General features: G+C 37.5%; 12 protein-coding genes. 1 reads left to right on the plus strand and 11 read right to left on the minus strand.

Annotated features, from left to right (window positions below; translation table 11 throughout):
- The first annotated feature begins 110 nt into the window (after positions 1-110).
- Entirely contained in the window at positions 111-971 is an 861-nt protein-coding gene (locus RM706_RS06685; protein WP_311350254.1) for a pseudouridine synthase, read from the plus strand.
- 13 nt (positions 972-984) lie between these two features.
- Here RM706_RS06685 and RM706_RS06690 read toward each other — a convergent pair whose 3' ends face one another.
- From RM706_RS06690 to RM706_RS06740, 11 genes are all read right to left on the minus strand, one after another.
- On the minus strand, positions 985-2,583 hold the full coding sequence (locus RM706_RS06690) for a M1 family metallopeptidase (RefSeq protein ID WP_311350255.1): 1,599 nt from the start codon (positions 2,581-2,583) through the stop codon (positions 985-987).
- Positions 2,584-2,707: 124 nt separating this feature from the next.
- Positions 2,708-3,631, minus strand: coding sequence for a PorP/SprF family type IX secretion system membrane protein (locus RM706_RS06695; protein ID WP_311350256.1), 924 nt, complete (start codon positions 3,629-3,631; stop codon positions 2,708-2,710).
- 2 nt (positions 3,632-3,633) lie between these two features.
- The gene (locus RM706_RS06700; protein WP_311350257.1) at positions 3,634-4,797 is read right to left on the minus strand and encodes a gliding motility-associated C-terminal domain-containing protein; all 1,164 of its coding nucleotides are present in this window, start codon (positions 4,795-4,797) and stop codon (positions 3,634-3,636) included.
- Between the two features lie 85 nt (positions 4,798-4,882).
- Positions 4,883-6,160, minus strand: a complete 1,278-nt coding sequence (gene argH, locus RM706_RS06705; RefSeq protein ID WP_311350464.1) for an argininosuccinate lyase — start codon at positions 6,158-6,160, stop codon at positions 4,883-4,885.
- A 53-nt stretch (positions 6,161-6,213) separates the two neighbouring features.
- Complete coding sequence (locus tag RM706_RS06710) at positions 6,214-6,615, minus strand: ACT domain-containing protein (RefSeq protein ID WP_311350258.1); 402 nt, start codon at positions 6,613-6,615, stop codon at positions 6,214-6,216.
- Between the two features lie 63 nt (positions 6,616-6,678).
- The gene (locus RM706_RS06715; protein WP_311350259.1) at positions 6,679-7,752 is read right to left on the minus strand and encodes a M20 family metallo-hydrolase; all 1,074 of its coding nucleotides are present in this window, start codon (positions 7,750-7,752) and stop codon (positions 6,679-6,681) included.
- Positions 7,749-8,528 carry an acetylglutamate kinase gene (gene argB, locus RM706_RS06720; RefSeq protein ID WP_311350260.1) on the minus strand — a complete coding sequence of 260 codons (780 nt, stop codon included), beginning with the start codon at positions 8,526-8,528 and terminating at the stop codon, positions 7,749-7,751. The genes RM706_RS06715 and argB overlap by 4 nt, the downstream gene beginning before the upstream one ends.
- Positions 8,525-9,463, minus strand: a complete 939-nt coding sequence (locus tag RM706_RS06725) for a Rossmann-fold NAD(P)-binding domain-containing protein (protein WP_311350261.1) — start codon at positions 9,461-9,463, stop codon at positions 8,525-8,527. Before RM706_RS06725 ends, argB begins: the two co-directional genes overlap by 4 nt.
- Positions 9,460-10,587 (minus strand): aspartate aminotransferase family protein, encoded by a 1,128-nt coding sequence (locus RM706_RS06730; RefSeq protein ID WP_311350262.1) that lies wholly within the window; start codon positions 10,585-10,587, stop codon positions 9,460-9,462. The genes RM706_RS06725 and RM706_RS06730 overlap by 4 nt, the downstream gene beginning before the upstream one ends.
- 94 nt (positions 10,588-10,681) lie before the next feature.
- Positions 10,682-11,476 (minus strand): pyrroline-5-carboxylate reductase, encoded by a 795-nt coding sequence (gene proC / locus RM706_RS06735; RefSeq protein WP_311350263.1) that lies wholly within the window; start codon positions 11,474-11,476, stop codon positions 10,682-10,684.
- 4 nt (positions 11,477-11,480) lie between these two features.
- Entirely contained in the window at positions 11,481-11,894 is a 414-nt protein-coding gene (locus RM706_RS06740; protein ID WP_311350264.1) for a VOC family protein, read from the minus strand.

Consider the following 11,894-nt stretch of genomic DNA (forward strand, 5'->3'; position numbering starts at 1 on the left):
TCCCTATAAATATAAGTGTTAATTGATTGATAATATAGCTATTGAGATTTCCCACTTTCTTTAGAAAGGGCATTCGTAAAAGCCTACATTTGCAAAAAAAATAATGACTGATGGCGAAATCAGACTATAAGGGTAATCGCAAGCCGAAATCCGATAGCAATAAGAACCGACCAACTGGCGGATTTAGAAAAAAGAAAAACTTTTCTAGGAGTACACCACCTAATAAGAGAAAAGCGCCCCCAAAGACAAACACCAATCCTGATGAGATTCGTTTGAACAAGTATATTGCCAATGCAGGCATTTGTTCTCGCCGAGAAGCAGATACCTATATAGCGGCAGGTAGTGTAACGGTCAACGGAAAGGTAGTTTCAGAAATGGGTTATAAGGTGAAGTTGACAGATGATGTTCGTTATGATGGACAGCGCTTAAACCCAGAGAAAAAAGAATATATACTTCTTAACAAACCAAAAGGCTTTATCACCACTACTAATGATGAAAAAGGAAGAAGAACAGTAATGGAATTGATTTCTAGTTCTTCTAACAATCGCTTGTTTCCCGTAGGGCGGTTGGACCGGAACACAACTGGACTTTTAATGTTTACGAATGATGGCGATATCACTAAAAAATTGACCCACCCTAAGTTTGGCGTTCGCAAGATTTATCATGTAGTGTTAGATAAAAATGTTACCCTGACAGATTTAAAAAGAATTCAAGCAGGTCTAGAATTGGAAGATGGCCCCGTGCAAGTTGATGAGGTTTCATATATCAGCGGTGCGAGCAAAAAAGAAGTGGGTATTGAAATTCATTCTGGCCGTAACCGTATTGTACGCCGCATTTTCGAGCATTTAGAATACAATGTCACCAAATTAGATCGCGTAGTTTTTGCTGGTTTTACCAAAAAGGACTTGCCACGAGGTCATTGGCGAAATCTAACTGCTCAAGAGGTAATTAATTTGGGAATGATAAAGTGATATGGTGCTTTCACTATTTCTCTTCAAACAATAACCAAAGATTGGGATCTAGGATTACTTTGTCTGGACTTGATTTAACATCAATCTCGAAAGTTCTCTTTTTAGTATTGACTTGAACAGTAGAAATAGTAGACTCTCCTTTAACCTTGGTTTCGATTTCCAAAGGAAAACTAAAAATATGATGGTCTTGTGTCTGTTCCAGATTGAGAACTACTTTTCCTTTTTTGTAGGCCCAGTCCCATTTGATTTCAGGATACCCTTTAGTGAAAACCCATTGTTGAAAAAAGCTTTTAAGGTCTTGGCCCGAGACCGATTCCATGACCTTTCTAAAATCATCGGTCATGGCGTTTGAGTTTCGGTATTGCTTATAGTATGCCCTGATACCTTTCCAGAAAATGGCATCGCCCAATTGATGTCGTAGCATATGGAGTACCCAACCTCCCTTTTGGTAGGTATTCGTGCTTAGAACTTTCAAGGGGTCTTTAATACTTGGGTCAACAATGGGGGATGGGTTTTTCAAGTAGTAGTCTATAATCTGCTTTCGGTCCAAAGCCAATTCCTCTTTTCGTTTTTCATCCTCATAAACACTTTCTTGATATAGAATGGCGAAATAGGTAGCAAAGCCTTCACTAAGCCAAACATGGTTCCAATCGTTCTCGGAGGCAGAATTGCCAAACCATTGGTGCGCAATTTCATGGGCTATCAACCCTTCCACTTCATTTTTTCCGGTGACCGAATTTTCAAAATAGGCAATGGTGCCTGCATTCTCCAAACCGCCCCATTGGGTCTTGGCCTGCATATTGGCGAGCTTGGCATAAGAATAAGGGCCAATGTTATCAATAAAATATTTCATCACTTCGGTAGCCACACCGTAATCAGAAAAACCGTCTAGACGATTTTCGGGATATACCCATGCAGAAATGGGAATATCGTTAACCTCTTCTAAAATTTTACTGGCAAATTTGGTCACGCCGATAGTCACTACTTTCATTGCGACAGGGGCAGGCTCTGTATAAGTAGTCAGCTTGTAGCCGTTGCCCAAGTTGCTTTCCTCTATCTTTTCTCCTGTGGTGACCACATCGTAATGGTCAGGAGCGGTGATTCTGAATTCAACACTGGCTTTATCATAAGGGTGATCCACTGAAGGAAGCCAATGTCTGGCCAAATTGGGCCAATTATCTCCAAAAAAGGAGCGTTGCCCAAATTTGGTGGTGTCGATGACCAAGCCTCTTTCTGCAATACCCTGGTATTGAATTTTATAGGTTCGGGTTTTTGACCCCAAAGATGAAGGAGTGATTTGAATTTTATCTTCTTTAAACGAATACGTTGCAAGGCTATCTCCTTCAAAAACACCTTTGATTTCCATACCGAAGACCTCCGATTTTCCAACAAGGTCCAAAGAGAATTTATTCAGTTTGTTTTTGAAATCTACGGTAATGATGGCTTCCCCTTCAATCGAATTATTCGCATCATTGAGCTTCAAGCCGAAAACGTACGCTTGTACATCGGCAGAAGTGTTCCGTACATAGGTGTCTTGTGCTGTGCAAAAATGAAAGCTTATAAAAAAGATGAAAATGAAATTAAAATTGCGGAAAAATATGTGGTCTTTCATGTATCTCGTAAGCTTGTATTGCTCTAAGATAACTTAATCGGACGAATTTAGTTTATCCGTTTTGCTCTAAATCTATTTTAGAGGGAAACACCTAAAAATGTTTTCAAAGAGCGATTGCAATTCGTCAATTCACTGCATACCCATTACCGGCACGATAACTGAGTATGATACCATGTGTATTGCCAATAGGTGCATCACCACTGTTTTGCGAGTAGTTGTAAAGTGCTCTAAAATTTTTCAATAGGTAAAACCCTACAATGAAATTTAGCGAACTACTACTACGGTATCCAGCTCCAATCTCAAAAGAATTCTGGTAATTGAAAGATAGATTAACATCGACCTGAAAAGGAGCCCCATTCTCATACTTGAACAAGAGACTTGGTTTTAAAATAAGCTGTGGGTCATATGTGCTTGTGGCAAAATGATAACCGGTATATGCATATAGGGGTCTTGAAATATTAATATTATCCTGGTTGGCAAAAGTATCACCCAAAACATTTGGCATGGATACCCCAGCAAAGAAATTGGCATGACCAAAAAGTATGCCTATGCCAGCTGCAGGTAAAGTAGTGTTGATATTCTCGGCAAAGTTGGGGTCGTCCTGTAATCCCAATTGCAAAAGGTTCTCGCTATATAAAAGGGCTCCTGCCGTAAGCCCAAATGATATAAAGGAACGATCGTAAATCTTCCAGTAAGGATGAGAATTGTCATTTAGGAATATTTTATAAGAATACGCAGCAAAAACCTGTGTAGCGGTAGTGACGCCAATCTCATCATTGATGATGCCAACACCTAGTCCCATCTTTCCCTCGTTTAATCTTGTGTTAAAGGTAAAAGCTAGGTTTTTAGGTGTTCCTTCGAACTCATTGTTGAAACCTGAATTACTGAGTGTTGCCTCCGCGTAGTTTTCGACACCGGCATAGGCTGCATTGATAAGAAAGGGGTTATAGTTATATTCTGAGAATACAGGTGTCTGCTGCGCGGTAATCCCTAGGATATTTCCTATGACCAAGAAGGTCAAGAAGAAAATGTATTGATGCTTTCTCATGATTATCTTTTTAGCACCAAATAGCCTTTGGTCTGTTTAAGGTTGTTGTTTTCAGGTACTATGAGGTTAAAGAAATAAGTACCTTCAGGCAATTGTCCTGCACCAAAACTAGTGAGCTGATTTGCTTCACCGCGGAATACGTTTGCACTATTGTCATAGTCATCAATTTTGAAGACCATATCCCCCCAACGGTTGTAGATAACCACTGTATTATTAGGATAGTTTTCTATGCCATTAATTTCCCAAAATTCATTGACGCCGTCACCATTTGGAGATAACCCATATTTGACCTCGTTATCTTCTTCTGGTTCTTCGAGTTCTGCAATGGTTGTATATGATTCCTCCATACAGCCTGTAGCATCTCCCGCAGTATTATAGGGTGTTATCGTTATGTGATAGGTTTTTCCTTCAGAAAGTTCTTCTAGAAAAGAATAAGAAGTAAGGATACCCACATCTTCGCTATTCAAGACATCTGTTGCTCCTGATGAGCTTCCTATGGTAAGCCTGTAGCCATCTGCTCCATCAACAGGCTCCCAGCTTATATTTGTGTCAACAGCAATATCAATAGCCCCATTAATAGGGCTTATCAGGGTTGTACATGAAGGTATAGGAGTAGCTCTAAAAATGCTAAATCTTTGGGAACTACAATTTCCGGCATCGCCAAAAGTATTGTAGGGGACGACCCTTACTGTTACCAAATCGCCTTCTAAAAAGGTTTCTGGTAAAGAATATGTTACCATATTACCAATATCGGTAAGAGGTATATTATTGTTAGCGCTGGTAGACGTTATTTCCACCTTATAACCGGTTGCCCCTTCAGAAATGTTCCAACTAATAGTAGGAATGTCTGTTGCAACGTTAATGTCATTGTTGGCAGGATTGGATAAGTTGGTACAAAGGGGAGGTGTGGTTATCGGAGCATGAAAATCATATGGCCCATTTGGGGTCATATCAAAATATATTAGGGTATTTTCATTACCATTTATATCATAGGTATCAATACCTAAATCGACTAATTGTTGCTCAAAGTTGGTGTATAATATTGGGGTTTGAGCAGAAAGGTTAAAACTTAAAAATAAAAGCGGTATAAGGGGCAATTTTCTAATCATGGCTAAAAAATATCTGATATTAAAGCAAACGGCTAAAACATATTTTAGAAAACACATTTCATCGGATTTTGTTTCCGCTTTGCTGAATGCAATAATATATATATATATTCCTAATAGGAATAAACTCTTAAAACAATGAAAATTAAATGCTTTCCATCTTTTTTCGAATCTCTTCCAAACACAAGTTACCCAAACTACCGTCATGGGTGTGTTCGATATCTTTTTTGGGTTTAAAATTGCCATTTTCTATGGCTTTGCCCATAGTTTTATAGGCATCCCGAAACGGCATGCCGTTTTTGACCATTTCATTAAGCGTATCTACGCTGAAGAGGTAGTCATATTTAGGATCTTCTAAAATTCGTTTATTTACCTTAATCTCCTTAAGACTAAAGGTCAAGATTTCCAGACAGGCTTTTATATCTTGTAAAGCAGGAACAATGATTTCTTTGACCAACTGTAAATCTCTATGATATCCACTTGGGAGGTTATTAATGATTAAAGATAGTTGATTAGGAACAGCTTGAATTTTATTGCATTTTGCCCTAATCAATTCAAAAACATCAGGATTCTTTTTATGGGGCATGATACTGCTCCCTGTTGTTAGCTCATCGGGAAAGGAGATAAAATCAAAATTTTGACTCATATACACCGTAATGTCCATAGCCATTTTCGATAAAGTGCCTGCAACACTAGATATTCCAAATGCGGTTGCTTTCTCCATTTTGCCACGGCCCATTTGTGCAGCAACAACATTGTATTTCATAGTTTCAAAACCCATTTCTTCAGTAGTGAAGCTTCTATCAATAGGGAATGAGCTCCCATAACCTGCGGCACTGCCTAACGGATTTTGGTCTGCGACTTTAAAAGCAGCATTTACAAAATACAGATCATCGATCAAGCTTTCGGCATAGGCTGAAAACCACAAGCCGAATGAAGAGGGCATGGCTATTTGTAAATGTGTATAGCCAGGTAGTAATACTTTTTTATGCTTTTCGGCAAGTGCTATAAGTTCATTAAAAAGAGAATTCACTTCTGATTTGATTTCAGTCAGTTCATCTTTTAAATACAAATGCATGGCTACTAAAACTTGATCGTTTCTTGAGCGAGCGGTGTGTATTTTCTTTCCGGTATCCCCAAGTTTTTCAGTTAGTAAAAACTCTATTTTAGAGTGCATATCTTCAAATGAAGTCTCAATAGTAAATTCACCTTTTTCAATTGATTTTGCAATCTCATTCAATGCTGATACTAGTGATTCAGCTTCATCTTCAGAAATAAGACCAACTTTGCCCAACATTTTGGCATGCGCCTTTGAAGCAATGACATCATACTTAGCCAATACTAGGTCTAGCTCACGGTCATTACCAACGGTGAAATGGTCAATTTTTTTATTGGTACTAAAGCCTTTGTCCCAGAGTTTCATATTTTCAAGTTCAAGTTCAAGTTCAAGTTCAAGTTCAAGTTCAAGTTCAAGCACTAAGTATTTTTGATTGCTAGCTCTTCTAAAATCAACATTGCTTTTTCACCATCTTTTTTAGCAACAAAAATATGGTCATGATAATATGCAGCTACTACGTTACAACTAATTTGCGAAGCAGCTAGAGCATTGGAAAATGCAGCAGTTAAGCCAACGGCCGCCAACGAAGAGTTTACTTTTAAGGTAATCCAAGAAGCTATATAATCGTATTTTAATTTTAGCGCATCTGCCTTTTCTTTTTCTAAGATTATGGTGGTCCCTTCCTTTTCCTTAAATGTTGCGATAACCTCTGAAAAATCAATTTTAAGCATATTGGGCAAACTGACAAAAACATAATCCCCATTTTGGAGTTTTGGCTTCATCTCAGCAAGCAGTTCCGATAAGTCCGTTTTTCCTAACATCGTTTATATTTTAAAATCAAGTTTACACAACGTATTCTGTATTTGGCCCTTGTGCTTGTATTTTTATTTTTTAAAGAATCCTTCTAATATGTCAATATATAGGTCAACGCCTTCTTCAATTTCTCTTATATAAATAAATTCATTGGCAGAATGTGAACGAGTACTGTCGCCAGGTCCTAATTTTAAAGATTGGCAGCTTAATTCTGCCTGGTCAGAAAGTGTTGGTGAGCCATAAGTTTCTCTACCAATTGCAATGCCAGATTGCACCAAAGGGTGATTAATATCAATAGCGGAACTACTTAAATTCAAAGAACGCGGAGTTAGCTTGCAAGGTGCATTTTTTTGAAGAATTTCGTTCACTTCTTCATTGGTATAGCAATCATTGACACGGGTGTCTATGACCAAATCTACATGCCCAGGAACAACATTATGCTGAGAACCAGCATTAATTTGAGTTACCGTCATTTTTACAGGGCCCAATACATCCGAAACTTTAGGAAATCTATAGTTCTTAAACCATTCTAACACTTCAATAGTATTATAAATAGAATTGTTGTCATTTGGATGCGCAGCATGAGATGGTGTCCCATCGACTCTACCTTCAAAGACCACCAAGCCTTTTTCAGCTATAGCTAATTGCATTAAAGTGGGCTCGCCGACAATAGCAACTTCAATTTCTGGAAGTATTGGTAATAGCGCAGAAATACTTTTATCACCGGCGTCTTCTTCTTCTGCTGTGGCAGACATGATGATATTATAGCCTAAATCATCTCGCTCATAAAAGTAAACAAAAGTGGCTAATAAGGAACATAAACAACCACCAGCATCATTACTGCCCAGTCCGTATAATTTACCATCTTCCACATGAGGGTTAAAAGGGTTCTTGGTATATGCTGAATTTGGTTTTACCGTATCGTGATGCGAGTTCAACAACAAGTTGGGTTTGCTTTCGTCATAATACTTATTAAAGGCATAAATGTTGTTGTATTGCCTTTTAGTTACTACCCCAAATTTTTTCAACCAAGTGTCAATGGCATCAGCTGTTTCATCTTCTTCTTCCGAAAATGATGGTATTGAAATTAGCTGTTTTAATAGCGCTATGGCCTCCTGAGCCAAGGTGTCTTTATCAATCGTCATAAAACCAGTGTTGTATAATTTGTATTTACATTATCGAACAGGGCTAAATTACCTATTCTTACTTCTTTAACGCCATTTTTAAGGGCATGAAAACAATTGTGTAATTTAGGAAGCATTCCTTCTGAAATGATGCCCTCGGCAATTAGTGCTTTATAGGAATCAGAATCTATATTTTTAAGGACAGAATTTTTGTTTTGAAAATCTCTAAGCACTCCATTTAGTTCAAAACAATAATAGAGCGTTGTTTCAAAAGTCACACTCATACCGATTGCCAATTCTGATACAATAGTATCTGCATTAGTATTTAATAATTGCCCTTTTTGGTTATGGGTTAAAGCACAGAAAACAGGGGTAATATTAAGATTTAGAAGATTGGCGATTAAATCAGAATTTATATTGTCTATATCGCCAGCAAAACCATAATCAATATCTTTTACAGGTCTTTTATGTGCCTGAATAGCATTGGCATCTGCACCACTCATACCAATGGCATTGCAATGTAATGATTGCAATTTTGCAACGATTTTCTTGTTGGTCAACCCCCCATAGACCATAATAGCAACATCTAAACTTGCTGCATCTGTAATTCTTCTACCATTTACCATTTTGGGAATAATCCCCATTTTTTGTAACACTTGATTGGCTTTTTTTCCGCCTCCATGCACCAAAATTTTAGGAGTTGTCATTTGGGAAAATAGCGTCAAAAACTTTAAAAGCTCCGCATCATTTTCAATGATATTACCGCCTATCTTTATTATGGATAATTGCTGTTTCACAGTTTTTCTAAGATTCTTTTTAAAACCAATTGTGCTGAATACGTTCTATTGTTTGCTTGTTCAATCACCAAACTTTGGTTGCTATCCAAAACAGCATCCTCAACGACTACATTTCTCCTTACTGGCAAGCAATGCATAAACCTTGCATTTTCAAGCTTTTCTTTGGTCATCATCCAATTTTTATCTTGGGATAAGACTTTTCCATAATCAGTATAACAACTCCAATTTTTCACATAAACAAAGTTCGCGTTTTCCAATGCTTTTTCTTGATCGTGAACAATTTTACAATCTTTTGTGATTTCTGGATTCAACTTATATTCTTTGGGATGGGTAATTACAAATTCCGCATCTTGGAGTTTCATCATCTTAACAAAAGAATTGGCAACTGCATGTGGTAAGGCTTTTGGATGGGGTGCCCAAGACAAAACCACTTTTGGTCTTTCCTGAATTTTGTTTTCTTCTAAGGTAATGGCATCAGCCAAAGCCTGCAAAGGATGAGCTACGGAACTTTCCATATTCACTACAGGAATACTCGCGTACTTTTTAAATCCGTTTAAAACTATTTCTGCTTCATCCTTTTCTTTATCCACTAAGTCAGCAAATGCCCTAATGGCAACAATATCCGCAAATTGTGAAACTACTTGTGCCGCTTCTTTAATATGCTCAGATTTTCCCTCATTCATCAGGGCGCCATCTTGGAATTCTAGCTGCCAGCCCTCATTGCCAAAATTCATGACCATAACTTCCATGCCTAGGTTCATTGCTGCCTTTTGCGTGCTTAAACGGGTACGTAAACTATTGTTGAAGAATAGTAAGCAAATAGTTTTTCGCTTTCCTAATAGTTCAAAAGCATAAGGATCTTTCTTTAAAGAAATAGCTTCTTTAGCCGCACTTTGCAGATTTCCTAAATCGCTTATAGATAAATAGTGTTTCATAATAATTCAGCTTTTAAGGCATCAAAGAAAATGTCAATATGCTTCTTGGTAATATTTAGTGCTGGTAGAAATCGAAGTAATTTTTTATTGGCAGAACCACCAGTAAAAATATGTTGGTTATAAATCAGTTTTTTACGAAGTTCTGCTACTTCAAAATCAAATTCTAAACCTAGCATCAATCCTCTCCCTTTGATTTTTTTGACTTTTGGAATTTCTTTGGCTTTACTTAAAAAGTATGTGCCTAAATCTGATGCGTTTTTCATCAGATTTTCCTTTTCTAAAATTTCTAGTACGGCCATAGTAGCAGCACAGGCCAGATGGTTTCCACCGAAAGTTGTTCCCAGCAGTCCGTATGAAGCTTTGATGGATTCATGAATTAATATTCCACCAACAGGAAATCCATTGCCCATGCCTTTAGCAATAGATATGATATCTGGATTTACACCATGACATTGAAATCCAAAGAACTTACCGCTCCTTCCAAAACCAGATTGCACCTCATCAGCAATTACCAAGACATTATTTTCTTTACACTTTTCTTGAATGAATTGATAGAAATCTGAGCTAGGCTCATCCAAACCTCCAACACCTTGTATGGCTTCAAGAATTACTGCGCAATATTCACCTGTTTGTAGTGCTGCATCTAAACCTTCAAAATCTTCAAAAGCCAGAAAAGTCACTTTTTGTTGCTGATTTATTGGAGCATTGATTTTTATATTGTCGGTAGTTGCTACTGCTGCTGAGGTTCTGCCGTGAAAAGCGTTGTCAAAAGAAATTACTTTTGACTTCCCTGTATGGAACGAAGCCATTTTCAAGGCATTTTCATTAGCTTCAGCTCCAGAATTGCACAAAAACAAATTATAATCTTCGCAGTTTGAAAGCTTTCCTAGTTTTTTGGCAAGCTCAGCCTGTAAAGGGTTTTGTATAGAATTGCTGTAGAACCCAATATGATTAAGCTGATTTTTTAACCTTTCTATATAATGTGGATGAGAATGCCCAATGGATATTACGGCATGACCGCCATAAAAGTCTAAATATTTTTGCCCTTTGTCATCAATTACTTCGATACCTTTTGCGGAAACCGGGGTTACATTGTATAAGGGATAAACATCAAATAATTTCATAATAAATTCAAATTCAAGTGTCAAGCTCAAATACAAGACTTAAATTCAATTAGTTCTACTTTTTAATTGAACTTGATTCTTGTATTTGCCTTTGTTAACCTTTTCTTATATCGCTTATTTTTTCGAAGGAAGTCACGATTCCTCTTATTAAAGAAGAACTTAAACCTTGATGTTCCATTTCGTTCAAACCAGAAATAGTGCAGCCTTTGGGTGTGGTTACACGGTCTATTTCTTCCTCAGGGTGACTGCCTGATTCAATCAATAAGCTAGCCGCACCATTGCAAGTATGCATAGCTAGTTCTTGTGCTTCTTTCGCATCAAACCCTAATTGAATAGCACCTTGAGTTGTAGCACGTATTAAGCGCATCCAGAAGGCTATTCCGCTAGCGCAGATAACTGTTGCTGCCTGCATTTGTTCTTCAGGGATTTCTAAAGAATGCCCCATTCTATTAAATATTGCTTTTGCTAAATCAATTCGTTTTTTGCCCAGACCGTTGGTGCAGATACAGGTCATAGACTTGCCAACGGAAATAGCCGTGTTTGGCATGCTTCTGATAACATATTTATCAGTACCGATAATGGATTCAATTTTTTGAATACCGAAACCTGTAATAGTGCTAATTAGAACATGGTTTTCTCTCAACAAATCTTTAATATCATAAAGAATCGCCTCAAAATGTCCGGGTTGGACGGCAAAAATGAGTATGTCAGAATTTTTAACTGCTTCCATATTATTAGAGGTAACAGTTACGTTGCCATACTTCTCAAAATCTTTGATTTCTGCTGTATTTCTTTTGGTAAGGTACATGGTAGTGGCACCATTGCTATGCAAAACCCCTTTTGCAATTGCCAATCCTAAGTTACCAGCCCCTATTATAGCTATTTTCATTTTATTACTTTAAAATTCCTTTGTTTAAATTACTAGGTTCCAATAAATCCCAAAGGTTCCCATATAAATCTTCAAATACCGCTACCGTGCCATAGGCTTCTGTTCTGGGCTCTCGAATAAACTTGATATTTTTTGAAATCATATTATTGTAATCTCGCCAAAAGTCATCTGTAAAAAGAAAGAGAAAAACTCTTCCGCCAGTTTGATTTCCTATGCTTTTTGACTGTTTTTTATTCGTCGCTTTTGCCAATAACAGCGAACATTCAACTGCTCCAGGAGGGGAAACAACGACCCACCTTTTATCGCCATCAAGTTTTGTGTCTTCAATTACTAGGAAATTTAGCTTCTGGGAATAAAATTCTATTGCTTCGTCATAATCCTCAACCACCAATGCGATATGTGCTAGTTTTTGTTCCAT

Source organism: Croceitalea rosinachiae, assembly GCF_031846445.1.
Classification (GTDB): domain Bacteria; phylum Bacteroidota; class Bacteroidia; order Flavobacteriales; family Flavobacteriaceae; genus Croceitalea; species Croceitalea rosinachiae.